This window comes from Actinomadura macra NBRC 14102 (genome assembly GCF_001552215.1).
Classification (GTDB): Bacteria; Actinomycetota; Actinomycetes; order Streptosporangiales; family Streptosporangiaceae; genus Spirillospora; species Spirillospora macra.
This window is the reverse complement of record NZ_BCQT01000004.1, coordinates 149975-176528: the sequence shown is the minus strand read 5'-3', so window position 1 is coordinate 176528 and position 26554 is coordinate 149975. Positions and strand designations below refer to the sequence as shown.

The following is a 26554-nucleotide window of genomic DNA, read 5'->3' as shown; positions in this document are numbered from 1 at the left end:
TATTGCTCGATCGGATCAGTGACCCGAGACCACCGAGCTGCTCGCGCAGGTGAACGAGCTGGTCGGGTTGTTCGAGCTGAGGCCCAGAGCGCCGATGAGGCCGCCCTGCGGGTTGTTGTTGATGGCCTGGCAGTTCGGCACGACGGCCGTGGTGCCGCCGTCGTGGCCGCCGCCGCCGTGGTTGAGGTTGAAGTTCTCGTTCTCGTTGTCACCGCCGCCGACGAGCAGCGTCGACAGAACGGCGCGCTCGGGCAGGATCTCGCCGGCCAGCTTGTCCAGCTCGGTGTAGCTGAAGGACTTCATGTGGTTCCTTTTCTTCCTTGTCACGCCCGGATCTCAAGGTGGATACCGGATGTCCCATCCCTCGCCCCGGGTCGAAGCGAGGTAGCTCTACGTATAGCAGATGTCACGGAAGGTGGCCAAGCCCTCCCCTGGCAAGAGACCGCCGTGTCGGCCACACAAGGCTTGCCCTGTAGGGGATTGGGGCCCGCCGCGCCGGTTTTGGCGTTCCGCCATGGACTCGCGGCCGGGCGTTGCGCATGGTGCGCACACAGTGGGTAAGCACCCTGCTCAGAAGGGGTAATGAGGAGGAATAGCATGGCCGACAACAGCTTCAGCATCGATGTCGCGGCGATCCGGCAGCGCGCTCGCCAGAAAATGGCCGACGGGCCGGTGACCGAAGGCTATCGCCGGAGCACCGAAGAGGTCATCGGCGTCCTCAATGACGTCGTGGCCACCGAGATCGTCTGCTGGATGCGCTACAGCAGGCACGCGATCAGCGCGACCGGGATCGACCGGGCGCAGGTCGCAGCGGAGTTCGCCGAGCACGCCGACGAGGAGCGCGACCACGCGATGCGCGCCGCCGAGCGCATCAGCCAGCTCGGCGGCGACCCCGACTTCGACCCGAAGACCATCGCCGAGCGCGCCCACACGACCTACGAGACGTTCGACGACAGTGACCTGCGGGGGATGCTGGAGGAGAACCTCGTCGCCGAGCGGATCGTCATCGAGTCCTACCAGGAGATCATCCGCTGGCTCGGCGAGGGCGACGTCACCACGCGCCGGCTGATGGAGGACATCCTCGCAGAGGAGGAGGAGCACGCCGACGACCTCATGGACCTGCTGGGGAACTGAGCGGCCCTGAATCCTTCGGACGGTGTGTTGGGCGTGTCTTGGGGATTCGCGGCGGATGGACGGGTATGCGGCCACCATGGAATTCGGATACACCCTGCTCTGTGAGCAGACGCCACCGAAACAGCTGGTCACTGACCTGGTGGAGGCGGAGGCCGCGGGTTTCGGATACTCGGTCATCTCCGACCACTACTTCCCGTGGCTGGAGGAGATGGGCCACTCGGCCTACGCCTGGTCGGTGCTGGGCGCCCTGGCCCAGGCGACGGACCGTATTCCGCTGATGACGTTCGTGACCTGCCCGATCATGCGATACCACCCCGCCGTGGTGGCGCAGAAGGCCGCGACCGTGGGGGTGCTGTCGGACGGGCGGTTCACGCTCGGGCTGGGCGCGGGCGAGAACCTCAACGAGCACGTCGTCGGCCGTGGATGGCCCTCGGTGGACGTCCGGCACGAGATGTTCACCGAGGCTGTAGAGATAATCAAGGCGCTGTTCGGTGGCGATTACGTCAACTACCAAGGTCGGCATTTCTCCGTCGACTCGGCCAAACTGTACAATCTGCCGGACCAGCCGGTGCGGATCGGAATGGCCGCGGCGGCTCCCCGCGCCGGGCGTCTCGCCGCGCAACACGCCGACGTGTTCATTTCCGACCAGCCCGTCGGTGACGTCGTCAGCCTCTTCAACGACGAAGGCGGGGCGGGCAAGCCGGTCTATGGCCAGATCCCCGTCGCCTATGGCACCGACTATGAGGAGGCAAAGGATCGGGCCCACCGGACGTGGAGGTTCTCCGCTCCGGGCTGGAAGGTGATGGCCGAGCTTCCTGGACCGGTCAACTTCGAAGCGGCGTCCGGCACCGTCCGTCCGGAGGATGTCATCGAGTCGGTCCCGTGCGGCAACGACCTGAACCGCTATATCGAGGCCGTCCAGCAATGGGCCGACGCGGGTTTCACCCATATCTCGTTCTGCCAGTCCGGAGCCGAGCACCAAAAGGACTTCCGGACATGGGCGGAGTTCGACCTGCTCCCCGCCCTCCGCGAACGCTTCCCCTGACCCGGCGCGCCACCTTGACGTACGCGGTGGGGCCGGGCGGGGAGGGACGGCCGCGCACGCGGCCCAGAATCTTCAGCCCGCCCGCCATCGCGGCAGGTGAAGATCATCGAGGTGTCGCGGGGCTGTCCCGGGGGCGCTATTGCACTCGTTGTAAATACTTGCGAGTAGGTCCGCTGGGACAGTAGTTTCGACGGGCGTCTGGTGTGCCGGGCCGGGTCGGCTCGATCGGCTGGGGAGTCCATGAAGAAGCGTACGGACAGGAAGATCGCTCTCGCGGGTTCCGTCGCCGCCGCCGTGCTGTTGCCCGCAGTGATGGTCGGGCTCGTCCATGCCGGTGTGGGTACCTCGTCCGGTAAGAGGGACACGGCGAATCAGAACGAGACGGTGCCCTCGTTCGGGCCGCTGGCCGAGCCGGAGAGGCCCGCGTCGCCCACGCCCACCTCGTCCGCTGCACCGAAGCTGCCCGCGAAGGCACTGAGGACGAACCCGTTCCAGACCGGCGGTGGCGCGCCGAGCCTGAGCGACCCCGACCGCAACGCGGGCCAGCACGGCAGGAAGCCGCAGTTGCCGGGCGGCATCCGTCCGGGCAAGTACACGAGGGCCGACGACGGCGCGGCGATCACCAAGGTCGCCAAGGTGAACTCGACGCAGTTCGACGTCTCGATCGCCTCTCCCGCGTTGGGCACCACCGTGAAGACCCGGGTGATGATCCCGAAGGGGTGGAAGGCGTCGTCCGCCCGCACGTGGCCGACCGTGTACGCCTTCCACGGCGGCAACAACAAGTACACGTCCTGGACGAGGGACTCCAACATCGAGCAGGTGACGGCCCGGTACAACGCCCTGGTGATCATGCCCGAGGGCGGCTGGAACGGCTCGTACACCAACTGGTGGAATCGCGGCCGGGGCGGCATCCCCGAATGGGAGAACTTCCACATCAACGAGGTCATCCCGCTGATGGAACGCAACTTCCGGGCGGGCGCGCGCCGAGCCGCGATCGGGTTGTCGTCCGGCGGGCAGGGCGCCGTCACCTACGCCGAGCGGCACCCGGGGCTGTTCAGGTATGTCGCCTCCTACAGCGGGCCCCTCAACATCACCGCGCCGGGGATGCCGGCGATCCTGACCTTGATGAACAAGGAGGCCGGCACCGCGATCTGGGGTGACCCGGTCCTCGACCACGAGAACTGGCGCGCGCACGACGCGACCGTCATGGTGGCCAGGCTGAGGGGCACCGGCGTCTATGTCTCCTCCGGCGACGGGCGGCCCGGCCCCTACGACCCGCCTGACACCGTGCCCTGGCACGCGGGCCGGATCGGCGAGCAGCTCGCCGGAGTGATGAACACCAATTTCGTGCAGGCCGCGCGGAACGCGGGCATCCCGATCACCGCCAACATGTACGGTCCGGGCATGCACAACTGGAAGTACTGGAAACGCGAGCTCGCCAAGAGCTGGCCCGGCATCGCCGCAGCCATCGGCGCCCGCAAGTCCTGAAAGGGTTCGCGAGGCGGGAGTTCCAGCTCGTCCTGCTGCGGCGCATGGCCGACTACCAGCCCGCCATGGTGGACGAGGCGATGCGCGCTCTGGACGCGTCCCGCACGGAGATGCGCGAGGTGAACGCCCGCTGGCAGCGGATCGTCCGGTCGCGGACGTTCCCGCGCGGGCAGCGCCGGTACGAGACCGTCCTCGGCCCGCCGGCGGCCGTCGAGCCGCGCAGCGTCGGCGATGTCTCGTGCGCGGTGGCGTGGTGGCCGCCGCTGCCGCTGTGGCCCGGTCTCCGCTTCGAGATCGTGATGGCACCGGACGGGTCGGTCATGCAGGAGTGGCTCGTCCGGGACGCGGGGGCGCCGGTCCCTCGGCTGGAGTCGGTCGATGACCTGGTCCCGTGGTCCTGTGTCATCGGCGACCTGGACGCGCGCTTCGGCGCGGTGGCCCACCAGGACGGTGAGGCGCCGAGCCGCTGGCATGTCACGTTCTCCACGCCGGACGGTTCCTCGTATGTGGCCCATTTCGTCTGGGGTCTGCTTCAGACGGTGGTCGCTGTCTGATTAGGACCTCAGGGCGATTTTGTGGAAATTTCACCTATGTAGGGGCGTTGGGATTGCGTCCGACTTCGTAGCGTGGTGATCATGCGTGCTGTAGAGGGCCGCCTATGCCGTTGGTGACCAGGTATGTCGCGGGAGATCCCTGCTGGGCGGATCTGGCCACTCCGAACCTCGGTGCGTCCACGGCCTTCTACCGCGAGCTGTTCGGCTGGACCTCCTACACGCTGACCGTTGACGCGTTCGGCGACTACGAGATGTTCACCCTGGGTGGGGCACAGGGCCCCACGGTGGCCCAGATGCAGTCTCTGGCGGACGACACCCAGCCGCCTTCGTGGACGTGCTTCGTCTACAGCGACGACGTGGAGGTCACGTTGCAGGCCGTGCTCGACGTCGGCGGGAGCACGCTGGTCGAACCCACCGCCCTCGCCAACCTCGGGCGCATGGCGGTGTGCGCCGACACGCAGGGCGCGGACTTCGGCATCTGGGAGGGATGGGACCATCCGGGCGCCGACGTGATGGACGAGCCTTCGGCGATGTGCTGGTTCGAGCTGTGCTGCGTCGACACCGAGGAGGCCAAGCGCTTCTACGGCCAGGTCTTCGGCTGGAAGGGCCTCGATCGGACCTACGACCGCTGGAGGGCCGCCGACCAGACCTACTACCCGTCCGTCTACACCGACTGGATACACGGGAACCGGCCGCTGGCGGGCATGTTCTTCATGGACGAGCTCTGGTCCGAGCGCCAGCCGGCGTACTGGATTCCCTACTTCTGGGTCGCCGACTGCGACGCCTCCACCGCCCGGGCCGTCGAGCTGGGGGCCGCGATCGAGATTCCCCCGAACGACGCCGTGCACGGCCGGTTCAGCATCGTGACCGACCCCACCGGCGCCCGACTCGGGATCTTCACCCCCTCGGAGGCGGTCGCCGCGGAGGTCAGGACGCGCCCGCGGCATATGGCGGACCCGTTTCCGGGGATTCGCCGCGAACCGCCCCCTCCGGCCAGATGATGTGCACGGTCATGTGGCGGCGGCGGGCATGTTCGACGATCTCGGCCGTCCCGCCGCGCCCACGTGCGGGCGCGCCGTCCCAGACGGCGATGAGGCCCTCGGCCTGGTCGAGCATCATCAGCTCCGCGTCCAGTTAGGGGTCCGGGCCGGGGGAGGTGTGCGCGAGCCGCAGGATGCGGGACGCGCGGCCCTTGAGCTCCTCGAAGCCGCGGCGTGCCCGGACGCCGAGGGAGGCGGCGTACCCGGCGGCGGGGATGATGACCTCCAGCCGCCCGCCCAGGTCCAGGACGGCCCGGGCGAAGATCTGGTCGGTGCCCGCGGCCAGGCAGGAGACGCCGACCAGGTCCCGCCCGGACCGGCCGAGCAGCGCGCGTATCGCGGCGTCCGCGAGATCGGTGGTCGAGGTGTCGAGGTCGCGGTGCCCGGTGACGGAGTCCTCATCGGCAGCCGCACCGGGCTGAGCGACATCGCCGACCTCTGCACCGTCCACTTCCCGGACGTCCTCGTCGACTGCTTCACGCTCAGCGACCAGAGCATCGAAGGCGCCGTGCTATCACCGCGCACATCGACGAGCGCTACAGCGAGCGGGCCATCCGCATCCTGCCCGCCCCGATGCGGATCGACATCGACGCTCCAGACGGTGTCCGCCCGTCAGCGGTAGCCGCTCATCGCCGTGTGGATCATGTCGCGGCTGGCGGCGGGGGAGAGCGCGACGTCTTCGATCAGCTTCCAGGTGCGGGACAGATCGCAGCCCGCCAGGTCGATGCCGAGCGCCGTGTGGACTAACGAGATCTTGTCTTTGATGATGGGGAACTCCAGCACGTCGAAGGAGCCCTGGAGCCCGGCGTGCGCGCCGACGTCGAAGGGGATGACGCGGACGGTCGCATGGTCGTCCTCGGACATCTCCAGCAGGTGGGCGCACTGCCCGTGCAGCACGTCCGGCGGCCCGTTCCGCAGCGCGGTCTCGCAGAAGATGACGTCCAGCGCCCTGGAGTGCCCGCCCGGCCGGTGCCGCTGCCGGTGGTCGAGCAGGTCCCATTCCTCGTCGACGTCCACCTCGGGGATGCTGTGCTCGAAGCCGAGCCGGGCGTACCGCTCCGAGCGCACCAGCTCGGGCATCACCGGGATGCCGTAGGTGTGCACGACCGTCGCCTCCGACTCCAGCGTGTACAGGTCGCGGACCAGCGCTTTCAGCCGTCCCGCGTGCGGGGCGAGCCAGGATGGGCCGGCCGGGCGGGACGCGAGGTCGATCACCACGGTCCGCATGTCGTGCGGCGGGACCCCGTAGCCGTCCAGGACGTCGCGGGCCTCCTCCGGGGTGACCTGCTCGAATCCGGTCTCCAACCGGATGAGCCAGTCCGCGTCGCGGCCGAGCCGTGCCGCCGCGGCGTCGTAGGACAGTTCGAACGCCTCACGGATTTGACGGAAGTGGAGACCCAGCCTTCGGGCGTTGATGTTCGGTGCGCGATAGTCGACCGGCATGCCCCTATCGTGCGTCACGGACGGCCGCTCTGCGCAGTGAATCGGTAACACAGCGTCAGTCGATCTCATCGGAAGAGATCCGCGTGCGCGTCGAGGGGGCGAGGTCCGACGCGACGAAGGTGGGGGTCCCTCGTCGTCGCCCACGACTTTCGTAGGTGCCCGCCGCAGACACGATCAACGCGACTGCCCGCCGGGGTAATCTCGCACCGAACGTTCCCGGTGCCGGAGGGGCGGGCCCACCCGATGGGCGCAGTGCCGATCAAGCTGCTCGTGGTCGACGACGAGCCCATGGTGTGCGCGCACCTGCGGACGATCCTCACCGCCGAGGACGGGCTGAACGTCGTCGGCGAGGCCCATGACGGGGCGGAGGCGGTCGAGTCCGTCCTGCGGCTCGGCCCCGACGTCGTCCTGATGGACCTGCGGATGCCCGGCGTGGACGGCCTGACCGCCATCGAGCGCATCGCCGCCCTGCGCCGCCCGCCGGTGGTCGTCGCGCTCACCACCTTCGACGCCGACGCCTACGTCCTGCGCGCCCTGCGCGCCGGCGCGGCGGGCTTCCTGCTCAAGTCGACGCCGCCCGAGCATCTCGTCGGCCTCATCCGGGTCGCCGCGGACGGGCACACCGTGATGTCGCCGACCGCGACCCGCCGTCTGCTGTCCTCGGCCGATGACCGCCGCCGCGCCGACCGGCGCCGCGAGACCCTGGTCGAAGCCCTGACCGAGCGCGAGACCGAGGTTCTGACCTGCCTCGGCGAGGGCATGTCCAACGCCGAGATCGGCCGCCGTCTCCACCTCACCGAGGCCACGGTCAAGGGCTACGTCTCCCGCCTGCTGATGAAGCTCGACTGCGCGAACCGCACCCAGGCGGGCCTTCTGGCCTACGAAGCCGGCCTCTGTGAGACCTGACCCCACGGTGTGCCCGGACACAAAACAAGGGTGGGGCCTTCGTTCGCCCCACCCTTGCCCGATATCGGGAGCCGCCGTCAGGTCATATGAACCAACGTCCTCTGCGGTGCCGCCGTCGTGTGTACCTGGGTATGCGACGGTGCCGCTACGGCCACCGTCGCAATCCCAGCGACAGTGGTGGCCGCGAGAAGGGCTGTGGTCAGAAGACGTTTCACCAGCGGGGGACCTCTCTGCATCTTTGTATAGAAATAGGAGAGATATCGGTCTTGTCTGATATCGCGATACAGCCTAGCCGTGTTCGGCCCCGCGCGGCCACAGTTCCAGCGATCTTGAGGGCTAATTTTTCGTTTGGGTGGAAATGAGAGTTGCGCGAAGGAGGTGGTAGGTATTCGCGCTGGTCAACGGAAAGGCGGCTATGAGCCGGCGGCGTCGCCGATGGCCCGGAGCCGGGTCCGGACCGACTCCCCTTCGGGGACGGCTATGGAGTCGAAGATCTCCAAGGCGTTCTGCCAGCACTCCCGCGCGGCCTCGGGGCCTGTGGTGTGCAGCAATGCCGTTCCCATGCTCTCCAGCGCCTTGCCCGTCTCGTACGGGACGCCGATCAGCTCGGCGAGATCGCGAGCCTCCCGAAGGCGGTCGAGGGCCGTGGAGTAGCGTCCGGACTCCGCCAGCGTCTCGCCCATATGCCGAAGGGCCAGAGTTTCCTCATAGCGCTCACTGATGGTTCTTGAAATAGCGAGCGCTTTCTGATGATGAATAAGCGCCTCGCCATTTCGTCCGCTACTTTGAAAAGTTGCGCCAATCCCGATCAGTGTTTCGATCTCGCTGCGTCGATCGCCGATCTGCATCGCTATCGCCAGGGCTTCTCTGTACTTTTTCAAAGCGATGTCATCACTGCCGGTGTACCGGTGCACATTGGCCATGTTGATGAGCCAGATCGCCTGATGCTGGCGACCCAGCTCCGCGGCCGCGGCGGCGGTGTTGCCGTAGTGCCGGACGGCCGCGTCGATGTCGCCCATGCGCAGTGCCAGGTCACCCATGTTGTTCAAGGCCATCGTCCGGCCGCGCGCGTCATCGATCTCGGTGAAGATGGCGAGCGCGCGCTCGCGGGAACGCAGCGCCTCCTGGTAGTCGCCGGTGTATTCCAGAAAGATCGCCGTATGGTCGAGGCACCTGGCCTCGCCGCGCCGGTCGCCGAGCAGCCGTCGAATTTCCAGTGCCTCCCGGCAGCGGGACAGGGCCTGCGGAAACTGTGAACGGTGCCAGTGGATCAGGCTCATATGTGAGAGCACGTCGGCTTCGCGCTGCCGTTCGGACATCGACCGGTAGATCGACAGCGCCTGCGCCGCGTCATCGAGCGCGCTGCCGTATTCGCCACCGCGAAAACGGATGAGACTGAGATCGGCGAGCGCGTGCGCGATTCCCATACGGTCGCCCAGTTCCCGCCGGGCGACGATCGCGCTCTGGTGGAGCCTGGCGGCGGCCTCCCAGTGCCCACCTGATTCCAGGTGGTCGGCGAGGGCGCGGGCCAGCCGCGCGACATGGTCGGGCCATGCGTGCGCGGCCGCGTGCTGGGCCGCGTTCAGCAGGCAGGCGTGTTCTGCGGTGAACCATTCCTGTGCCTGCCGCTCGGTTTCCAGGGGCGGTAGCTCCGGCGTATGGACGAGGTGGAGGTGCTCGCCGTGCGGCCCGGGAGAGAGCAGCCGGTGGGCGCGGTCCGCAGCGGCCAGGTAGTAGTCCAGGATCCGGTGGACGGTCCGGCGCCGCTCGTCCTCGGAGTCCTCCTCGTGGGCCAGGCGCCTCGCGTACTCGTGCACGAGGTCGTGGAAGCGGTACCGCCCCCGGAGGGGCTCAGTGATCAGATGCCGGTCGAGGAGGTCTTCCAGGACGCGTTCCGCCTCGTGGGCGGACCGGCCGAGGATCGCCGCGGCGACATGTGCCGTCAGGTCGGGACCGGGATGTAGGCCGAACGCGCGGAACGCCTCGCGCAGGGAAGGGGACAGCCCGCGGTAGGAGACCTCGAACACCACCGTGATCTCGCTTCCCTCGACCCGTAACTCCTCCAGCCGCCGGCCGCCCGACATCAGCCGCGCGAGCAGGTCGTCGACGCCCCAGGCCCGCCGGTGCCGCAGCCGGCTCGCCGCGATCCGCACCGCCAGCGGGAGTTGGCCGCAGCGGCTGACCACGGCGGCGACGGCGGAGTCGTCCGGTGCCCGGCCGATCCCGGCGACGCTCCTGAACAGCGTGATGGCGTCGCTGACGGGCAGGACGTCCAGGGACAGCGGATGCGAGTCGTGGAGCCCGGCCAGCCGCCGGCGGCTGGTCACGATGACCAGGCATCCGGGGGAGGCCGGAAGCAGCGGTCTGACCTGCTCGTGCGACGCGGCGTCGTCCAGGACGATGATCATCTTGCTGTTCGCCAGTTGGGACCGCCACAGTGCCGCCCGCTCGTCCAGGGCCCGGGGGATCCGCGTCGTCGGGACACCGATGGCGCGCAGAAGGGTGTCCAGGGCGATCGCAGGGTCCAGCGACTCCTGCCGGTGGTCGTGTGCGTGCAGGTCCAGGAAGACATGGCCGTCCGGATAGGAATCGACCAGGCGGTGGGCGAGGTGGAGGGCCAGCGCCGACTTGCCGACCCCGGGCATCCCGTCGACCGTGATGACGGTGACCGCTGAGCCGGGCGCGGGCGGTGCCGTCCCGGACGCGGTCGCCGGGACGGCGTCGAGGAGCTGCCGGAGTTCTGCGTGCCGGCCGGTGAACGCGGGGACGTCGGGTGGCAGGTTGTGCGGCCGGCGGTCGACGGCGAGCCGGGTCCCGGGGACGCGCAGCAGCTCCGCGTCGGCGCGCAGGATGCGCTGATGCAGATCCCGGAGTCCCGGCCCGGGGTCGGTGCCCATCTCCTCCGCCAGAAGAACCTGGGTCCGTCGGTAAGCCCGCAGTGCCTCGGCCTGGCGGCCGGAGCGGAACAGCGCCACCATCAGCCGCTCGACCGGCCGCTCGTCGAAGGGATGGCGCCCGGCCAGCGCCGACAACTCGCGCACCAGGTCGGCGTGATGGCCGCGGCGCAACTCGATGTCGACGCGCTCGAACGCGGCCGCGAGGATCTCCTCCTCCAGGCTCTGACGGGTGCGGTCGGCCCAGCCACCGGCCAGATCGGCAAGCGGGATTCCCGTGCATAACGAGGCCGCCTGACGATGGTGGTCGAGGGCGTACTCGTCGTCGCCGCTCTCGGCGATGGCCCGGGCCTGGTCCCGCAACAACCGGAAGCGGTACAGGTCGACGGCCTCGTCCGCGACATCGAGCGTGTAGCCGCCCTGACGGGACGTCAGTTCGACGCCGGCCACGCCTTTCAGCTGGTCACGCAATCGGGTGATGTAGGAGTAGAGGCTCTGTCGCGCCTTGGCCGGAGGTTTGTCCCACACCCGGTGGATGAGGCTCTCCGCGGATACGGGCTGCCGCGCCGTGAGGAGCAGCACCGCAAGGACGCATCGTGCCTTGGTTGTTCCGAGGTTCCTCCGCTGGCCGTCGATCCACAGCTCAACGGGGCCTATGACGCGGAACTCCACCGGTGCCCCTTTGTGGAAATCTCCTCCTGAGTCGATTTTTGCACCGCCCGCGTTGCCTGGCCAGAATCGAGGCATGATTAACTTGGCCAACCTGGGACTCGGCGACTGATGTTGTCAGGGCTATTGCAAGTTTTCGTCAAGACGTGCCACGGATCCTCGTTCCTGGAGGCAGATCATTTCGATCTGCGACGGAGGACGGATGCCAGTAGTCCGTTGGCATAAGGGGGATCATTGACGGGGATGTCCGGCTTCGAATGGCGTCGGACCTTGGTCGGGCTGGACCCTGGGTGGTGGGGAAACTCGGGGGATCGGCGCACTGTTTTGGTGATAACGGACTCGCCCATTCCAGGGCGGTCCCTGATGGACGTGGCACGCCTGGCGGGGGCGGATCCGCGTCTGCGCGTGGTGTTCACGGCTAGGCCCGGGCCGGCGGGAACGGCGGCGGAGGCACTGCTCAGGGACGCGGGGGCCCTGGTCGTGCCATGGCAGGACACCGGCAGAGGCGATTTCGGGCTGGTGATCACTGCGACCGCCGTCCCGGGCCCGGCGCCACCCGCCCCGCAGATCGTCCTGCCTGCCGCGGCCGAGGTGGTCCGGCGTCACATGACGGGACAGCCGAGCCCTGCCCCGCAGGCGCCGCCAGGTCGAGTTCCGGTCACGATCGCCCTCGCGCACGGGGCGGAGGAGCGCGCTCCCGCGATCGGTGGTCCACCGGACACATGGACCGTGGTCGGCGACTCGATCCACGATCGTCTGGTGGCCAGCCTGCCGCTTCGCGACTTCTATCGGCGCGCGTTCGGTATCGGCGGTGGCCAGAGGCTCGTCGTGGCGGTGCTGCCAGCGTGCGGCGGGCACGGAGCCTGCGCGGACGGCCCGTGCCGGTGCGTTCACCGGTCCCACGAGGTCGTCCGCAGGCTGCTCGACGAACTGCCGTCCGACGGGTACCGCGTTCTGGGGGTGCCCGAGCTGGGGAGCGAGGCATGCATGGGCGGCCCTGGGCTGGCCGGCCCACTCCGGAACGGGCTCGGGCTCATGCCGCCCGACGCGGACTGGCGGGCGGCGGTGGTCGCCGCGGACTGGGTGATCGGCGGATCCGGGCCGATCATCCGCTACGCGACGATCACGGGGGCCCCGGTCGTCCTGACCACCCGCCTCAGCGGGTCCCACGGGTCGGGCTATGCGCAGGTGGCGCGTGTAGCACCGTGCCTTTCGGTTCATCATCCGATGCAGGCCCAGTTGCGGGAGGCGGCCGAATGGTGGCGGCCGGAACGGGGCCGGCCGGTGGTCGAGGGGATCACTTCGGCGCCCGGACGGTTCGACCGCAACATGCGGCGCCTGATGTACAAGCTCCTGCGGCTCTCACAACCGGCGACCATTCCGGTCGCAGATCCGGTGTCCCCGCCTTTCCGCATCGAGTACCCGGCGGAACTTCTGACGAACCTCACCCGAGGAGGGTGACCATGCACTTACCTGTGGACATGTGGGCGCCGGGGCCTTTCGGCCTGGACGCGCCGAAGGGGGCGACCATGCCCGCGCAACGCAAGGTCCTCGCGGTCGCGCATCACGTGACGGCGGCCACGAGGCTGGCGGACGTCCTGCCGCTCCTGGAAAGCGACCGCAGGGTGGTGGTGGCCTACACCGCCGCGCCCGCGTCGATCTTCACTCGCGGGCTTGAGGAGTTCCTGCACCGGCTCGGTGGCGTGGTGCTGCCCTGGCGGCAGGCAGCCGCATCGCGGTTCGACCTCGCCGTCGCGGCAAGCCACGGCATGCTGGACGGGCTCCATGCGCCGGTCATGACCGTGCCGCACGGTACGGGCCCGGGCAAGCTCCTCGGCCGCTATCACGGTTCCGGGCCGCCGGCTGCGCGGCCGGTGACGAGCCTGATCAGGGAGCGACTGGTCGTCGGTGGACGGGTGGTGCCGTCGTCGATCGTCCTCGCGCATGAACGGCATCTCGACGTGCTGGAGCGCGAATGCCCGGAGGCGCGTCCGGTGGCCTTCGTCGGCGGCGACCCGTGCCTCGACCGGCTGGTGGCGAGCATCCCGCACCGGGAGACCTACCGCCGTGCCCTTGGTGTGGAGCCCGGCCGGCGGCTGATCTTCGTCAGCTCCACCTGGAACCAGGACTCGCTGTTCGGGCAGCATCCCGACCTGCTCTCGCGGGTGGCGGCGGAGTTGCCGCGCGAGGAGTACGAGGTCGTCGCGGCCCTGCACCCGCACATCTGGACGTGGTATGGCAGGCGGCAGCTGATGGCGTGGCATGCGGACTGCCTGCGGCTCGGCGTCCGGCTCCTTCCCCCCGAAGAGGGGTGGCGCGCGGCCCTCGTCGCCGCCGACGGCATCATCGGCGACCACGGTTCGGTGACCAGCTACGGTGCCGCCCTCGGCCTTCCGGTCCTGCTCGGCGCCTTCCCGGAGGACAGCGTGGCGCCGGGCTCCCACACGGCCAGGCTTGGCGCGGTGGCACCGCGCGTCGACTGGAACGCACCACTGGGCCCGCAGATCGACGACGCGGAGCACTGCTTCGGACCGGCCGTCCACGACGCCTTCCGCCGGGACCTGTCCTCCCGGCCCGGTGAGGCCGCCGCCTTGATCCGCCAGGAGATGTACCGGCTCATGCGGCTGCCGGACACCGCGTCCCCGCCGGACATCGCCCCCGTCCCGGCGCCCGCCGCGATCCCCTACGACGGACTGCGGGCGGCATGATGACCGGAGACATCTCTCTTGTCCGTGTCTGGGACGATCCCGGCGGCGGCGACCTGAACGCTTGGCGGAGCCAGGGAACGGAACGGGTGCTGGTGGACGGCGGACGGGCGGTGCGGATGTTCGTGAATCTGCGTCGGACGGCCGCCGGTATCGAACAGGACGACGCCCTGGTGCCCGGTCCGCCGCCATGGGACGAGCACCTCGCGGTGGGCCCGGGTGCGTGCTCGACGGCCTGGTGCTCGTGCGCGGATGTGATCGTCCGCCGTGATGAACGGTCTGTCTCGCCGTGGCCGGCGCTGGCGGAACTCCGGGCGGCCTATCCCGGTTGCCTGGTCGTGGTCGTGAGCTCGCGGCAGCGAGGGCATGTCGTGGCCATTCCCGGAGCGCGTATGAGGCTTGTGCCGGCGGGAGGCGGGGTGTGCGCGGACGACGACGTGCTGTCGTACGCCTCCGCCTTCCACGCGTGGCTCACATCCGGCCGGCCGATCGGAGCGCTGACCACGGCGAGGCTCACCGTGATGTACGGCCGTGCGCCGGTACGTCCTGGGGCGGAGGTCATGGTGGAGGATCTGCTGGGTCGTCGGGCCGGGCCGGGGGAGTTGGAGCGAGGAGCTCTCTGACCACCCGCTCCTGGGGCGAACCGAGCTCGGCGAAAATGGCGAGGGCCTCCTCCAGATAGCCACGCCTGCCGGCGTCGTCACCCTCGTGTGCCGCGATCCGGCTCAGCTCACACAGGATGCTGGCCACCTCGTGACGGGCGCCTTCCGCGCGGGCGATCTCCAGCGATTCGTGCAGGGCGGTGGCCGCCGCGTCGGGGCGACCGGCCAGGAGATGGACCCGTCCGAGGCAGGTCAGCGTCCGGGCCCGGTGATAGGGCTCGTCCAGCCGCGTGAAGATCTCCAACGCCTCGCTGAGCTGGTCGACCGCGTCCGAGTGACGGCCCGCCGCGCTGAGGGCCTCGCCGACGTGACGCGTCATGAGCGCGACCCCGCGCGGGCGGCCCAGCCCGGCGTGCAAGTCCCTGGCCTGGCCGAACAGCTCGATGGCGCGGCCCGCCGAATCGGCGGCCAGTTCGGTGATCCCGAGTCCTTCGAGCGCGGCGGCCGCACCGAGCAGGTGTTCGGTTTGCCGCTCCAGGCGCAGCGCCGTCTCGTAGTGGTCTCGGGCGGTCTCGTAGTTCTGGAGGTTGAGGTGGGCCATTCCGAGACCTTCGAGCATCCGGGCCTGCGCCCGCGGGTCGGCGCAGGATTCGGCGGCGGCAAGGCCGACCTCGTGGAGCCGGAGCCACAGCCGATAAGGCTTGCGTTTGAGGAACAACGGCCACATGGCCTCGCACAACTGCCAGGTCACGGCGTGCATCCCGGAGCGATGGGCCTCCTGAGCCACCGCGGACAGGTTGGCCTGCTCACGCTCAAGCCAGTCCAGTGCCGCCGGCCGGTCAGGAAAGAGATCGGGCAGGTCAGGGGCGTCGTAGCGGTCGCCGAGGTGCCACCGGCCCGGCAGCAGGACGAGATCCGCGGCGACCGAGGCGCGCAGGTACCAGTCGGCGAGCCTGGCGAACGCCCTCCCCTGACCGGAGTTCGGAGCCAGTTCGGCGGCCTTCTCACGGGCGTGCAGCCGGACCAGATCATGGAATCGGTACCGTTCCGCGGGTTCCTCGATGAGGAGGCTGGCGTCGGTCAGACCGTTCAGAAGCTCTGCGGCCTGCCCCTCTTCGACGCCGAGCAGTGCCGCCGCGGGTGCCACGGTGAAATCCTCTCCCGGGTGGGTTCCCAGCAGGCGGTAGGCACGGGCGTGGTCGTCGTCAAGGGCCTGATAGGACGCGTTGAACACCACATTCACCGACATATCCCCCTCCTCGGTGCGGAGTGTGGACAGCCGGCGCGCCTCGTCGCCGAGCTCGGCCACCGCCCGGGCGATGGGCCACCGGCGGCGGGCGGCGAGACGGGCACCGGAGGCGCAGACCGCGAGCGGCAGCATTCCGCACAACGCCACCAGGGTCCTGGCGTGATCGCTCTCGGCGTCGATCCGGTCAGCGCCGATCAGCGACTTCAGAAGGTCCAGCGCGCCCCGCAGGCTGAGCGGGCTCACGTCCAGGAAGCGGGCGCCGTCCACCAGCAGACCGGACAGCCGAAGCCGGGTGGTCACCACGATCAGCGACCCTCCGCCTCCCGGCAGCAACGGACGCACCTGGGCGGCGGAGACCGCATTGTCGAGCAAGATGATCAGGCGCCGGCCGGTGGTCAGCGACCGGAGCAGCGCCGCCTGTTCGTCGAGGTCTGCGGGAAGGCTCTCCGCACTGGTACCGAGAGCCCGCAGGAACCGTTCCAGCGGCTCCTGCGGCGGTAGTGGCTCGGTACCCGAGAACCCCCTCAGATCGACGAAGAGCTGCCCCTCGTAGTCATCCTTGATCTTGTGTAACCAGTGCAGCGCCAACGCGGTCTTGCCGACGCCGCCCGGACCGGTGATCACGACCAGGCGCGATTGGTCGGTCCCGTCCGAAACGCTGGCCAACTCGCGCAGTTTCGTCAGTTCCTCCCCGCGATTGGAGAATAAGCCGGGTGACGGCAGTTGCGCAGGAGCCGGAAGTGTTGGAGAGTGCGGCATGGTGATGTAAACGCCGCCCTCGATGGATCTGGCCTGGACGCTGGAACCGGAGTGCATCCGGGTGAGTTCATTTATCCAGGGGTCGTTCGGCTCCGGTTCATCGGGCGACTGCACGACCCCCCCATCCCATCGACGTGGTAGTGGCGAACAGGGTACCCGGTGGCCAGGCCGCTTGATCCCCATCAGTGCACTCTTCACGCCTGTTAAGCGATTTTGCTTCGACATCTCTTGACAAGAATGGTCAGCAATTTGTCGTAGAAAGTACGAAATGCTGGGCGGGCTCTGGATCGCCCGAGGGGCTCGTCCGGCTGCAGAGATCCGCGCGGCCACCCTCGGCCGCTCCGGACCGCGCTGGACACCGCCCTGCACGGGGGCCGTTCGGCGGCGAGGTGCTACCGGTCAGCGAGTGGATGGTGCCGCTCGTCTGCAGGCGCTCTGGCCGGGAGCGGCCATCCGGCTTACGTTTCGGGCCTCTGATGTCGGGTGTGAAAGGCGTTCATCATGAAGCCGAAAAGATGGCGTCTGGTCTTGGCCGCCGTCACGTCGGCCGGTGCCGCAACGGTGGCGTTCGCGGTGTCGGCGCCGGCGGGCGGGACGGTCCAGCAGGCGCCCGCATGCGCGGACGGGACGGTCGTGCAGACCGATCGCGGGCCGGTGTGCGGTCTGGCAGCGGACGGGCTCAACTCATGGCTCGGGGTGCCGTATGCGGCGCCCCCGGTGGGGACGCTGCGGTGGGCGCCGCCCGAGCCCGCCGCGGCCTGGACGGCGACGCGCCAGGCGACCGAGCGGGGAAGTCAGTGCCCGCAGCCGCAGGGACTCGGACCGGGTTCGGTCAACGAGGACTGCCTGAAGCTGAACATCGTCCGGCCGCAGAAGGTCGACGCGCCGCTGCCGGTGATGGTCGAGCTGCACGGTGGCGGGTTCCGGCTCGGTGGGCCGGGCGACGGATCGCATCTCGCCAAGAACGGCAACGTCCTGCACGTGGGAGTCGGCTACCGGCTCGGGCTCTTCGGATTCCTCACGCATGAGGGATTCGGAAAGAACGCGGGAAACTACGCGATCCAGGATCAGCAAGCCGCACTGCGGTGGGTGCAGACCAACATCGCGAAATTCGGTGGCGACCCGAAGAACGTGACCATTTTCGGTGCGTCCGCCGGTGGGTCGAGCGTATGCGCCAACACCGCCTCGCCGACGGCGAAGGGTCTCTTCCACAAGGGGATCTCGCAAAGCGGTGAGTACAACTCGCTCCGCGGTGTCGACACGATGTGGCAACCGCAGGACTGCAAGGCGAAGCTGCCGACCGAAGCCGAGGGTCAGGCCGCCGGCGAGCGTTTCGCCAAGGCGCTCGGATGTGCGGACGCCGCCTGTCTTCGCGCCCTTCCGGTCCAGAAGATCCTGGATCAGGGTGGAAACGGGATCGGGCCCGACAGGGGCACGCAGGGTCCCGTGGTGGACGGTAAGACCCTTCCCCTCGCTCCCGGTGAGGCATTCGCCAAGGGAATGGTCAACGACGTCGCCCTCATGCACGGTGTCGATCGTGACGAAGTGCAGCTGAGATTGGCGAACACGCCGGCGGAGTACGAGGCGCTGGTACGGCAGCAGTACGGCACGATCGCGGACGAGGTATTGAAGCTTTACCCGCTCGCGCGCTTCCCGGATCCGGCGCCCTTCATCGCCTCCCGGACGATCGTCGCCGACTCCAACTCGGTTTGCCCGGCACTGCTTAACGACAAGCGCCTGGCGCGCCATATCCCGGTGTTCGCCTACCAGAACGACAACCCGGACCCGCCGCCAGCGTTCTTCGTGGACGCGACGAAGCCGAACGGCTCATACCACATCAACGAGGTCTTGTTCCTGTCACCCTTCCCGAACGGCCCGACACTGACTGCCAACCAGAAGGCACTCGGTGCGCAGGTGACGGCGCAATGGACGGGTTTCGCGCGAACCGGAAATCCGACGGTCGATGGAACGCCGCTCTGGTCCCGGTTCACCGACACCGACAACGTCATGATGTCGCTCCTTCCCGCAGGTGACAGCCAGTTGACGCGGGAGATCGGCGAGCAACATCACTGCGGTTTCTGGGACCGCTACACCCCCTTCCGGCGCTGAATTGTCGGGGAACGTCCAATGTTTTGCCCTACGTGCCAGAGCAGCGGCGGCCCATTGAAGAGCGGCGGGCGCATGGATTCCATGAGTGCATGCACGCCACAGTGGTCGCCGGCGCGTGCGGCCTCGCCGCGATGATCATCGGCATGCGGTCCGCCGCCCGCCACCGCCCTCCCGTCCCGCCTCCGGGCGGGAGGGCCGGGCCCCGCCCAGCGCTCCGGTTCGCGCCCATGCCGGCGCTCCGGTTCCGCGAGCCCGACCTGGAGGCGGACGCGGGCCTGCTCGCGGTTCGCCGGGTCGCGTGGGCGGCGGAGGCGTTGCGCGGAGGGCCGCGGGCCGGTGGGCCCGAGGCCGCCGCGCGGCATCTGCGACTGGCACTCGGCTGCGCCGCTGTGGCGCTGACAGACGGTGCGCGCCCGCTGGCCTGGGACGGGGCGGGCGCGCATCACACCGCCGACGCCGTCGAGCACTCGCGCACCGGACAGGTGCGCTGCGAGGATCCTCGCTGTCCGGTACGCCAGGTGGTGGCCGTGCCGCTCGGCGGCGGGACGCTCGCGGCGTACGGCCCACCGGTGACGCGCGAGATGCTCGGCGACGTCGCGCGGCTACTCGGACCGGAGCGGCGGCATCAGCCGCCCGGGCCCGAGCCGCGGACCCGGCCGCCCGGACGGCCGTCGGAGCGCACCCCGATTCGCCCGCCCGGGCGGCCGGCCACGGGTGCGGAGGTGATCCCGGCCGGAGTGGGCGGCGTCATCCGTTTCGTCCGACGGTCGGACGTGCGGTACGCCGAGGCGCACGGCGACTACGCGCGGCTCTACACGCAGGCGGGCACCCACCTCGTGCGGGTCTCGCTCGCGGCGCTGGAGGAGGCGTGGGGCGATGCCGGCTTCGTGCGCATCCACCGGTCGCACCTGGTCGCCCTCGCCCATGTCGACGAGATGGTCCTGGACCAGGGACGGTGCACGCTGCGCGTCGGAGGCGCGCGGCTGACCGTCAGCCGGCGCAACACGGGCGCGCTCCGCGACCGGCTGGTCCGCAACGTCCGGCCGGGCTCGCTCTGAGCGTCCGGCCGGTGCCCCCCGCTAAGTGAAGGGATCGACGATGCAACCGATGGGACGCGGCCGCCTGCTCAAGGCGGCCGCCGCACTCGCCGTGGCGTGCCTTGCCATGGCCTCCAGCGTGACCGGCGCCTCGGGACGAGCGGCGTCCGGAGACTGGCCGACCTGGTCGAAGGACGCGCAGGGCTCCCGCTACAACCCGATGGAAAAGCAGATCACGCCCGAGAACGTCGGCGGGCTCAAGGTGAAGTGGGCGTTCGGGTTCCCCCGGCAGTCCGGGCCGCCGCACAGCCAGCCCGCCGTGATCGGTGACACCATCTACTTCGGCGGGCCGAACGGGCTGTTCTACGCCCGCGACGCGAAGACCGGTGCCGCCAAATGGCAGTTCGACCTGTCCACCGTCGGCACCGGCATGGCGCAGGTGCGCGACGGCGCCTCGGTGGCGGACGGGCGGGTGTACTTCGGCGACACCCGCGGCTACATCTACTCGCTCGAACAGGCCACCGGGAAGCTCGCGTGGGCGGAGCGGATCGAGACCCACGTCAGCGCCACCGTGACCAGCTCCCCGCACGTGTACCGCGGCCGGGTGTACGTCGGCGTCTCCAGCGGCGAGAACCTCATGGGCAAGGACCACCCGTGCTGCACGTTCCGCGGTCATCTCGACGCGCTGGACGCCAAGACCGGCAAGCTCGCCTGGCGGTACTACACCGTCCCCGAGCCGAAGCAGGACGGGACGTGGCCGAACGGCGTGCCGCGCTACGGGCCGTCCGGCGCCGGGGTCTGGAGCTCGCCGGTCATCGACCCGGAGACCAACACCGTGTACGTGGGCACCGGGCAAAACTACAGCGGCAGCGGCGGTGACTTCGACTCGGTCCTCGCGCTGGACGCCGAGACCGGCAAGGCGCGCTGGACGCGCAAGATGACCGATGTCGACACCTGGCGCCGGGAGTGCAGCAGCCCCACGCCCGAGGATCAGAAGTACTGCCCGAACCTCCCCGACGGCACCGCCCTGGACTTCGACCTCGGCGCGACGGCGAACGTGTTCACCGCGGGCGGCAAGCGGCTGATCGGCATCGGCCAGAAGGCCGGCGTCTTCCACGTCCTGGAGGCCGACACCGGCAAGATCGTCTGGCAGCGGCAGCTGTCGACGCCGCGGCCGGGCGGCGGCCTGAGCGGTATCCAGTGGGGCACCAGCTTCGACGGCCAGCGCCTCTACGTCGCGACGTACCAGGCCAACCCGGGCACCCTGTTCGCGCTCGACCCGGCCAACGGGCACGTCATCTGGACCACTCCCAACCCTGCTGACGGCTGCACCACCGGCGGTGCGTCGCAGTATCCCAGCCAGTGCCGCCTCGGGCACCCGACTGCGGTGACCACCACGCCCGGCCTGGTGTGGGTCGGCAGCATGGACGGCAAGGTGCGGGCCTACTCCGCCACGGACGGCAAGGTCCTGTGGGCCCACGACACCATCGCCGACGTGCAGACCGTCAACGCCGGAGTCGGGCGCGGCGGCTCCATCTCCGGTGGAGGCGGCGTGGTCGTCTCGGACGGTATGGCCTACGTCCTCACGGGCGACATGTTCACCCCCTACCCGAACGACAAGGGCTACGTGCTGCTGGCCTTGGGACAGTGACCCGCCAGTAGACCACCCTCCGGTGACCGGTGACCCAGTGCCCTCGTAACCGGTGGTCCGGTAGTTCACATAGACCGGGCGGCCCGCCGAAGAAGCTCTCCCATCAGGCGGGTCGCCCACTCATGTCCCGGCGCCCTCAGACCCGGGACGCCAGGCGAACCCGCGACGGCGGTGGCCGTGCGGCCCGGTCAGGAGGCGGCCAGCCCCTCTGTCGCCTGGAGCTTGACCGTGTAGGCCAGCGTCAGCCCCTGCGGCGGAGAGCATCGCACCACGGCGTTCGGGCCCGATTGGATGATCTCCGGTGGATCCCACCCGTCCGGTACCGAACCCTCGGATCCGAAGTCGTCGAGCACACGTGACGCGGGCGCCCACGGGGTGACCGTTCCGCCGATGTTGCTCAGCCCCTGTTCGACGACCCACGTCGCGGCCCGGCCGCTCGTGTCGGTCGCCATGACCTCGGCCCGGTAGCGGTTCGCGCCGGCGGCCAGCGGCACTCCGGCGAGCGTGATGGCACTGGACGCGATGCCGCTGGCCTGGGTCTCGCGTTCGCGGGCCCCGATCCGTCCGGTCGCGGCGTCGACGGCGAACACCCAGTCCCGTCCGCCCTGCCACTGCGTCTGGTCCTGCGGATCGAACCGTCCTCGCAAGCCGGACGGCGGTCAGACCATGTACTGGTCGTGCCGCCCGTAGATGTCGGCCCACTCCTCCTCGGTCGGCTGCCGCCCGGACGTGGCGATCTCCGCGAGCTCCTCGAAGTACCCCTCGCGCGGCGCGCCGGGCGTGAAGAGCAGCAGCATCGAGGCGGGCTCGCCGGACTCGTTGCGGAAGCCGTGCACGCCACCCTCGGGGACGAACAGGAAGTCGCCGGGCGAGGTGTCTCTCCACCCCGTCCCGTCGTGAAGCCTGACCGTCCCGGACAGGACGTAGAACGACTCGGTGATCGTCCGGTGGAAGTGCGGCATCGGCCCGGACGGGTTCGCCCCCATCTCCCACCGGTACAGCCCGAACGCCCCGTTCGTGGAGCCGCCCGTCCCCAGGTAGGTGACGCGCGTCCCGGTGTGGACACGGTCTGCGTCGCTGGCTCCGATGACCAGGTCGGCCGGAGTGTCCGCGGATTTCAGGACGGCGCTGCTCTCCCCGCCCGCGCCGAGGTAGCGGGGTTCCGGATATGACATGGCACTTCCCCCTAGGTTCCCTTGCACTCTAGGGGTGCGCCTGAGAGCCCGGCCGCGGGAGCCGGGCGGGAGGCCGCCCTCCTACCCGGGGCGCGGTGGGCGGAAGGGGCCAGGTCAGGGGAGGCGGGCGACTCCGCAGAAGGCGTCCAGCTCCGGCGGCTCTCCGAACGGGGACGGCTCCGGGCGCCAGCGCGACACCGGGACGACCCCCGGTTCGGCCAGCTCCAGCCCGTCGAAATAGGCGGCGATCCGCTCGGGCGGGCGCAGGTGGTAGGCGGTCCCGCCGGCCTCCACGTAGCGGGCGATGGCGCGAGCGCGGGCCGTCGCGTCCGCCTGGCCGTCGTCGGAGCCGGAGCCGGAGCCGGCGTCGGCGTCGGCGTCGCTTCCGGGGTCGTCCTCGGAGGAGGCGCCGAACACGTCCGTCCCATCGTTGATCACCACGAAGCTCCCCGGCGCGAGCGCGCCCACCAGGCTCGCGAGGACGCCCTCGGGGTCCTCGTCGTCGGAGAGGTGGCCGAGGATGCCGAGCAGCAGCAGCGCCACCGGCCGTGAGAAGTCGAGCGTCTCCGCGGCCTTGGCGACGATCGCGTCCGGGTCGCGGATGTCGGCGTCGATGTAGGCGGTGACGCCTTCGGGGGTGGAGGTCAGCAGGGCGCGGGCGTGCGTCAGCACGAGCGGGTCGTTGTCGACATAGACGATGCGCGCGTCCGGCGCGACGCGCTGGGCGACCTCGTGGGTGTTGTCGACGGTCGGCAGCCCGGTGCCGATGTCGAGGAACTGCCGGATGCCGGCCTCGCCCGCCAGGTACCGGACGGCCCGGCCGAGGAAGGCCCGCGAGTGCCGGGCGATGTCGACCTGGCCCGGGAAGATCTGGACGAACGCGTCGCCCACCTCCCGGTCGACGGGGTAGTTCTCCTTGCCGTCCAGCCAGTAGTTCCAGATCCGCGCCGAATGCGGAACGGACGAATCGATTTCCACGGGTCCTCCGGTCGTTGGTGATCTTCCATTCTGGCCCGGCCGGCGGCGGCGCGCGGCATGAATGGCCACGGCTGGACGAGGGCCCCCGAAGCGCCGGTTTGGGGCCCTAGGGCCCTACGACGCCCGCGGCCGTGGTCCTACCTTTCTTGCAGGGGCGCGTTCGTGGACGCCGTCCGTCCGGAAGGGAGCCGCGATCGGATTGATCGCCCTTTCCGCGGTCCCGGCAAAGGAGATATCGGCATGTCCTTCATCGTGTGATGTGCTCGGGGGAGCGGCTCGCCCACGCCTGGCACACGGGCGAGGCGGTCGCTCTCCTGATCGGCCTCCCGGCCGCCGCCCTGCTCGGGGTGGCGGACCGGACGCCGGGGACACGGCGCCGCCACCCGGCGGTCGCCGGCATCGCGCTCGGTCTCCTCCCGGCCGTCGCGGTGCCGCCGACCGGCTTCCGGGTGCCGAGGACGGGAGATGACCCGTCGGCCGACCACCTGCGCGAGGCGGCATGGCCGCCGCCCATCGTCGGGGTGGCGGCCCCGCCGCTCGTCTCCGGTGCGGCGGCGACGCGCCGGTTCTCCCGGCCGTCCGTCCGGCCGGGCGCCCGGCGCGGCGCCCGGTCGGCCGGGGGATCGGTGCTCGTCGCGCTCACCGCCGGGCCGCCCGGCGGCCTGACGTCCCGGCTCGGACGGCGCGGTCCGGGTGTCGGGACGGCGGCGCGGGCGGCCGGTCTGGTCGCGGCGGTGGTGGAGCGGCTTCGTCCTGGGCCGGGGACGGACCACACCCGCCACCGCCGCTCCGGAACCTGACCGCACCCGCTCAAAAGGCCGCTACAAGCATTTCTGCAAGCGCCGAAGAACAATGTCGAAGGTCGTCAGGAGGACCCGCGAGAAATGGCGGAACCGCGCGCCTCCGGCCGGTCGAGCCACGCTTCGAGGCCGTCCAGCAGGTGGGCCAGGCGCTCAACGTGGCCATCCTCGGCAGCGTGCTCACCGCCGCCTACACCGACGCGATGCCGGACGGCGTCACGGGCCCGGCCCGCGACTCCATCGGCGACGCGCTGGCCATCGCGGCCACCAGCGGAGACCTGACCCTGGCCAACGCCGCGAAGGACGCCTTCGTCGACGCCATGTCCCTGACCGCGATAGCCGGAGTCTTCGGCGGACTAGCCCCCGCAATCCTGCCTTCGCCGTACTCCGCCCGCCAACCCCCGGAGCCGCACTTCCCGAGCCCGAACCCGCGCTGGACGCCGAAGAGCACACCGCTCCCTGACCGCCCTGTGCGGTGGTCAGGATCCGATCAGCGCCGTCCAGCGGTCGCCGGTGGCGGCGTCGGAAGGGAAGAACGACTCGACACGGAGTTCCTGCGCCGTGACGTCCACGGGCGTTCCGATGCTGGACACCATCGAGAAGAACCGCAGGTGCTCGGCGCCGAGGCGGAAATGCACGTCGACGATGGGGATCAATGGCGCGATCGTGTCCGGTGCCGTGACGACGGCCTGGACCTCGGGACGGGCCCGCAGCTCCTGGACGAGCTCGGCGGTCGCGAGGTCGGGCACCCCGCCGACCGCCTCGCGCCGGGCGCGTTCGAGCAGCGTGGGTGCCACCTGCTCCCAGTTGGCGATGCCGTCGCGAACCGGGCCCGGTTCGAGGAACAACCGCAGCACGTTGACCTCGTCGGGGATCGGTTCCGGCGCGAGCAACGCCCCGAACAGGTGCGCCGCTCCGCGGTTGGCGTCCACCAGGCCCCACCCGCGGTCGAGCACCACGGCGGGCAGCGGATCGTGGCGGTCGAGCATCAGCCCGATGGCCGCGGTGACCCGGTCGAGGGCAGGGTCGTCGAGCCCGCGGTGCGGGAACAGCGGAGCGAATCCGGCGGCCACGAGCAGCCCGTTCCGGTCGCGCAGCGGGACATCGAGCGCGCCCGCCAGCCGCAGCACCATCTTCCGGCTCGGAGCCGATCGTCCGGTCTCCAGGAAACTCATGTGCCGCGGGGTGGTCATGGCCGCCGACGCGAGATCGAGCTGGCTCATCGCCCGCACCCGGCGCCAGTAGCGAATCAGGGCACCGAAGGAAACCTCGGCCACCGCGGTCGATCCGGACATGAGCCGACCCTACGACCGCCGACGAGCCGCCGCGCTTCCCTGCGAGGGAATCGTGGCACGCCCGCGCCCCGTCCAGGGTGGACTCGTCCGCTCAACCCGAAGGAGTCCGAATGCATCTCCCGATCCTCACCCCGCAGACGGCCCCGCCGGCCTCCCGGCCGATCCTCGACACGATCGCCGCCGACCTGGGCTTCGTGCCGAACCTCGCCGCCACCATCGCCGCGAGCCCGACCCTCCTGGCCGGCTTCGACGGCCTCCGCCGCGCCGTCAACGACGCGTCCTTCGACCCGGTGCACCGAGAGATCGCCGGCCTGGCCGTCGGGGTCGCCGTGGACAACGCCTACGGCGTCGCCTTCCACTCCACGGTGCTCGCCCAACTGGGCCTGGACGACAAGGACATCGAGGCGATGCGGCGCGGTGCCGAGCCCGGCGATCGGCTCCAAGCCGCGGTCTACGCCTTCGCCGCAGCCCTGGCGACCGACCGCGGTGCCGTGTCCGACACGATCGTCCAGCGCACCCTCGACGCGGGCCTCGAACCGGCCGACCTCCTGCAACTGGTCACCGAATGCGCGTTCGCCAGCCTGGTCGGCCTCATCGACAACCTCGCCGGACGCGTCGAACTGGACCAGCCCCTACGCCCCCAAGCCTGGAAGTGACCGAGCCTGTCGCGAGCGTTCAAGCGCGCAGATAGGCGTCCCTCTCAGCGAGGCCGAGCGGAACCGGCCCACTGATTGGAAGGTGGTCCGGGTCCCGTGTCGACGACGAACCGGAACCCCAGACCCCGCAGCCGAATATTGCAGCTGATACCTTCCAAAGCTTTCTGACCGGGGGACTCTGGAGAGGAATGGGCGACAGCGCTCCAACCGTGATCGTCGCGAATCCAGATCGATGACCACTTCCGGGTTCCATGAGCGCCGGGCGCGGCTTTGGAGTTCGGCCGCGTCCGGCAATAGCTATGACGACGCCAACCGGATTCGGCGTGGAGGCGGGTGAACGGTCTGGCGCCCTGCTTGACGTGAAA

General features: G+C 69.9%; 24 protein-coding genes. 14 read left to right on the top strand and 10 right to left on the bottom strand.

What is annotated here, in order from left to right; translation table 11 throughout:
* Window positions 1–15: 15 nt before the first annotated feature.
* Window positions 16–303: a hypothetical protein gene (locus tag AMA02S_RS05550; protein WP_067452624.1), complete on the bottom strand. Its 288-nt coding sequence runs from the start codon at window positions 301–303 to the stop codon at window positions 16–18.
* A gap of 294 nt (window positions 304–597) precedes the next feature.
* Here AMA02S_RS05550 and AMA02S_RS05545 point away from each other — a divergent pair, with 294 nt between their 5' ends.
* The 5 genes from AMA02S_RS05545 to AMA02S_RS05525 all read left to right on the top strand — a co-directional run bounded on the left by AMA02S_RS05545 (window position 598) and on the right by AMA02S_RS05525 (window position 5222).
* Complete coding sequence (locus AMA02S_RS05545; RefSeq protein WP_067452620.1) at window positions 598–1134, top strand: ferritin-like domain-containing protein; 537 nt, start codon at window positions 598–600, stop codon at window positions 1132–1134.
* A 55-nt stretch (window positions 1135–1189) separates the two neighbouring features.
* Window positions 1190–2179: a TIGR03557 family F420-dependent LLM class oxidoreductase gene (locus AMA02S_RS05540; protein WP_245667364.1), complete on the top strand. Its 990-nt coding sequence runs from the start codon at window positions 1190–1192 to the stop codon at window positions 2177–2179.
* Window positions 2180–2419: 240 nt separating this feature from the next.
* Complete coding sequence (locus tag AMA02S_RS05535; protein WP_084264678.1) at window positions 2420–3667, top strand: alpha/beta hydrolase; 1248 nt, start codon at window positions 2420–2422, stop codon at window positions 3665–3667.
* A gap of 44 nt (window positions 3668–3711) precedes the next feature.
* Entirely contained in the window at window positions 3712–4221 is a 510-nt protein-coding gene (locus tag AMA02S_RS05530; RefSeq protein WP_067452617.1) for a hypothetical protein, read from the top strand.
* Between the two features lie 113 nt (window positions 4222–4334).
* Entirely contained in the window at window positions 4335–5222 is an 888-nt protein-coding gene (locus AMA02S_RS05525; protein WP_157430402.1) for a VOC family protein, read from the top strand.
* 133 nt (window positions 5223–5355) lie between these two features.
* On the opposite strand, the gene AMA02S_RS42760 is transcribed toward AMA02S_RS05525, so the two are convergent.
* A complete protein-coding gene (locus AMA02S_RS42760; protein WP_084264674.1) occupies window positions 5356–5712 on the bottom strand; it encodes a hypothetical protein in 357 nt (118 codons plus the stop codon).
* A 161-nt stretch (window positions 5713–5873) separates the two neighbouring features.
* Entirely contained in the window at window positions 5874–6704 is an 831-nt protein-coding gene (locus AMA02S_RS05515) for a helix-turn-helix domain-containing protein (RefSeq protein ID WP_067452611.1), read from the bottom strand.
* Between the two features lie 243 nt (window positions 6705–6947).
* On the opposite strand from AMA02S_RS05515, the gene AMA02S_RS05510 reads away from it, so the two are divergent.
* Window positions 6948–7610 carry a response regulator gene (locus AMA02S_RS05510; RefSeq protein ID WP_067452608.1) on the top strand — a complete coding sequence of 221 codons (663 nt, stop codon included), beginning with the start codon at window positions 6948–6950 and terminating at the stop codon, window positions 7608–7610.
* A 413-nt stretch (window positions 7611–8023) separates the two neighbouring features.
* Here the strand turns inward: AMA02S_RS05510 and AMA02S_RS05505 are convergent, their stop codons facing one another.
* A complete protein-coding gene (locus AMA02S_RS05505; protein WP_067452605.1) occupies window positions 8024–11176 on the bottom strand; it encodes an AfsR/SARP family transcriptional regulator in 3153 nt (1050 codons plus the stop codon).
* A 360-nt stretch (window positions 11177–11536) separates the two neighbouring features.
* On the opposite strand from AMA02S_RS05505, the gene AMA02S_RS05500 reads away from it, so the two are divergent.
* Genes AMA02S_RS05500 through AMA02S_RS41365 form a run of 3 tightly spaced genes read left to right on the top strand, consistent with a single transcriptional unit; the run spans window position 11537 to window position 14501 of the window.
* Window positions 11537–12634 (top strand): hypothetical protein, encoded by a 1098-nt coding sequence (locus tag AMA02S_RS05500; protein WP_067452602.1) that lies wholly within the window; start codon window positions 11537–11539, stop codon window positions 12632–12634.
* A gap of 2 nt (window positions 12635–12636) precedes the next feature.
* The gene (locus tag AMA02S_RS05495) at window positions 12637–13881 is read left to right on the top strand and encodes a hypothetical protein (RefSeq protein ID WP_157430401.1); all 1245 of its coding nucleotides are present in this window, start codon (window positions 12637–12639) and stop codon (window positions 13879–13881) included.
* Window positions 13878–14501 (top strand): hypothetical protein, encoded by a 624-nt coding sequence (locus AMA02S_RS41365; RefSeq protein ID WP_157430400.1) that lies wholly within the window; start codon window positions 13878–13880, stop codon window positions 14499–14501. Before AMA02S_RS05495 ends, AMA02S_RS41365 begins: the two co-directional genes overlap by 4 nt.
* Here the strand turns inward: AMA02S_RS41365 and AMA02S_RS05490 are convergent.
* Window positions 14437–16395, bottom strand: a complete 1959-nt coding sequence (locus AMA02S_RS05490; RefSeq protein WP_169806782.1) for an ATP-binding protein — start codon at window positions 16393–16395, stop codon at window positions 14437–14439. The two genes, AMA02S_RS41365 and AMA02S_RS05490, sit on opposite strands and share 65 nt — an antisense overlap.
* Before the next feature lie 594 nt (window positions 16396–16989).
* On the opposite strand from AMA02S_RS05490, the gene AMA02S_RS05485 reads away from it, so the two are divergent.
* The 3 genes from AMA02S_RS05485 (at window position 16990) to AMA02S_RS05475 (ending at window position 21285) form a co-directional block, all read left to right on the top strand.
* A complete protein-coding gene (locus tag AMA02S_RS05485; RefSeq protein WP_067452595.1) occupies window positions 16990–18597 on the top strand; it encodes a carboxylesterase/lipase family protein in 1608 nt (535 codons plus the stop codon).
* Window positions 18598–18686: 89 nt separating this feature from the next.
* Window positions 18687–19655 carry a LytR/AlgR family response regulator transcription factor gene (locus AMA02S_RS43965; RefSeq protein WP_067452592.1) on the top strand — a complete coding sequence of 323 codons (969 nt, stop codon included), beginning with the start codon at window positions 18687–18689 and terminating at the stop codon, window positions 19653–19655.
* Between the two features lie 40 nt (window positions 19656–19695).
* Window positions 19696–21285, top strand: coding sequence for an outer membrane protein assembly factor BamB family protein (locus AMA02S_RS05475; protein WP_218004859.1), 1590 nt, complete (start codon window positions 19696–19698; stop codon window positions 21283–21285).
* 188 nt (window positions 21286–21473) lie between these two features.
* Here the strand turns inward: AMA02S_RS05475 and AMA02S_RS05470 are convergent, their stop codons facing one another.
* The 3 genes from AMA02S_RS05470 to AMA02S_RS05460 all read right to left on the bottom strand — a co-directional run bounded on the left by AMA02S_RS05470 (window position 21474) and on the right by AMA02S_RS05460 (window position 23438).
* The gene (locus AMA02S_RS05470) at window positions 21474–21932 is read right to left on the bottom strand and encodes a hypothetical protein (RefSeq protein ID WP_067452586.1); all 459 of its coding nucleotides are present in this window, start codon (window positions 21930–21932) and stop codon (window positions 21474–21476) included.
* A gap of 12 nt (window positions 21933–21944) precedes the next feature.
* Window positions 21945–22460 (bottom strand): cupin domain-containing protein, encoded by a 516-nt coding sequence (locus AMA02S_RS05465; RefSeq protein WP_067452583.1) that lies wholly within the window; start codon window positions 22458–22460, stop codon window positions 21945–21947.
* 114 nt (window positions 22461–22574) lie between these two features.
* Window positions 22575–23438, bottom strand: coding sequence for an SAM-dependent methyltransferase (locus AMA02S_RS05460; RefSeq protein WP_067452580.1), 864 nt, complete (start codon window positions 23436–23438; stop codon window positions 22575–22577).
* Between the two features lie 257 nt (window positions 23439–23695).
* On the opposite strand from AMA02S_RS05460, the gene AMA02S_RS05455 reads away from it, so the two are divergent.
* Complete coding sequence (locus AMA02S_RS05455; RefSeq protein WP_067452577.1) at window positions 23696–24238, top strand: hypothetical protein; 543 nt, start codon at window positions 23696–23698, stop codon at window positions 24236–24238.
* Between the two features lie 190 nt (window positions 24239–24428).
* On the opposite strand, the gene AMA02S_RS44615 is transcribed toward AMA02S_RS05455, so the two are convergent.
* Both AMA02S_RS44615 and AMA02S_RS05445 read right to left on the bottom strand, forming a co-directional pair.
* Entirely contained in the window at window positions 24429–24560 is a 132-nt protein-coding gene (locus tag AMA02S_RS44615; RefSeq protein ID WP_281181844.1) for a hypothetical protein, read from the bottom strand.
* 157 nt (window positions 24561–24717) lie between these two features.
* Window positions 24718–25533, bottom strand: coding sequence for a helix-turn-helix domain-containing protein (locus tag AMA02S_RS05445; RefSeq protein ID WP_067452571.1), 816 nt, complete (start codon window positions 25531–25533; stop codon window positions 24718–24720).
* 110 nt (window positions 25534–25643) lie between these two features.
* On the opposite strand from AMA02S_RS05445, the gene AMA02S_RS05440 reads away from it, so the two are divergent.
* Window positions 25644–26189, top strand: coding sequence for a carboxymuconolactone decarboxylase family protein (locus AMA02S_RS05440; RefSeq protein ID WP_067452568.1), 546 nt, complete (start codon window positions 25644–25646; stop codon window positions 26187–26189).
* Window positions 26190–26554 lie beyond the last annotated feature (365 nt).

Excerpts from the sequence above, each read along its gene's own strand:
- AMA02S_RS05465 (WP_067452583.1), bottom strand. The coding sequence starts at position 22,460 with ATGTCATATCCGGAACCCCGCTACCTCGGCGCGGGCGGGGAGAGCAGC.
- AMA02S_RS05475 (WP_218004859.1), top strand. The coding sequence starts at position 19,696 with ATGCAACCGATGGGACGCGGCCGCCTGCTCAAGGCGGCCGCCGCACTC.
- AMA02S_RS05485 (WP_067452595.1), top strand. The coding sequence starts at position 16,990 with ATGAAGCCGAAAAGATGGCGTCTGGTCTTGGCCGCCGTCACGTCGGCC.
- AMA02S_RS05445 (WP_067452571.1), bottom strand. The coding sequence starts at position 25,533 with ATGTCCGGATCGACCGCGGTGGCCGAGGTTTCCTTCGGTGCCCTGATT.
- AMA02S_RS05440 (WP_067452568.1), top strand. The coding sequence starts at position 25,644 with ATGCATCTCCCGATCCTCACCCCGCAGACGGCCCCGCCGGCCTCCCGG.
- AMA02S_RS05540 (WP_245667364.1), top strand. The coding sequence starts at position 1,190 with ATGGACGGGTATGCGGCCACCATGGAATTCGGATACACCCTGCTCTGT.
- AMA02S_RS05530 (WP_067452617.1), top strand. The coding sequence starts at position 3,712 with ATGGCCGACTACCAGCCCGCCATGGTGGACGAGGCGATGCGCGCTCTG.
- AMA02S_RS05510 (WP_067452608.1), top strand. The coding sequence starts at position 6,948 with ATGGGCGCAGTGCCGATCAAGCTGCTCGTGGTCGACGACGAGCCCATG.
- AMA02S_RS05550 (WP_067452624.1), bottom strand. The coding sequence starts at position 303 with ATGAAGTCCTTCAGCTACACCGAGCTGGACAAGCTGGCCGGCGAGATC.
- AMA02S_RS05495 (WP_157430401.1), top strand. The coding sequence starts at position 12,637 with ATGCACTTACCTGTGGACATGTGGGCGCCGGGGCCTTTCGGCCTGGAC.
- AMA02S_RS05535 (WP_084264678.1), top strand. The coding sequence starts at position 2,420 with ATGAAGAAGCGTACGGACAGGAAGATCGCTCTCGCGGGTTCCGTCGCC.
- AMA02S_RS05500 (WP_067452602.1), top strand. The coding sequence starts at position 11,537 with ATGGACGTGGCACGCCTGGCGGGGGCGGATCCGCGTCTGCGCGTGGTG.
- AMA02S_RS05515 (WP_067452611.1), bottom strand. The coding sequence starts at position 6,704 with ATGCCGGTCGACTATCGCGCACCGAACATCAACGCCCGAAGGCTGGGT.
- AMA02S_RS41365 (WP_157430400.1), top strand. The coding sequence starts at position 13,878 with ATGATGACCGGAGACATCTCTCTTGTCCGTGTCTGGGACGATCCCGGC.
- AMA02S_RS44615 (WP_281181844.1), bottom strand. The coding sequence starts at position 24,560 with ATGGCGTCGACGAAGGCGTCCTTCGCGGCGTTGGCCAGGGTCAGGTCT.
- AMA02S_RS05455 (WP_067452577.1), top strand. The coding sequence starts at position 23,696 with ATGTGCTCGGGGGAGCGGCTCGCCCACGCCTGGCACACGGGCGAGGCG.
- AMA02S_RS43965 (WP_067452592.1), top strand. The coding sequence starts at position 18,687 with ATGCACGCCACAGTGGTCGCCGGCGCGTGCGGCCTCGCCGCGATGATC.
- AMA02S_RS05545 (WP_067452620.1), top strand. The coding sequence starts at position 598 with ATGGCCGACAACAGCTTCAGCATCGATGTCGCGGCGATCCGGCAGCGC.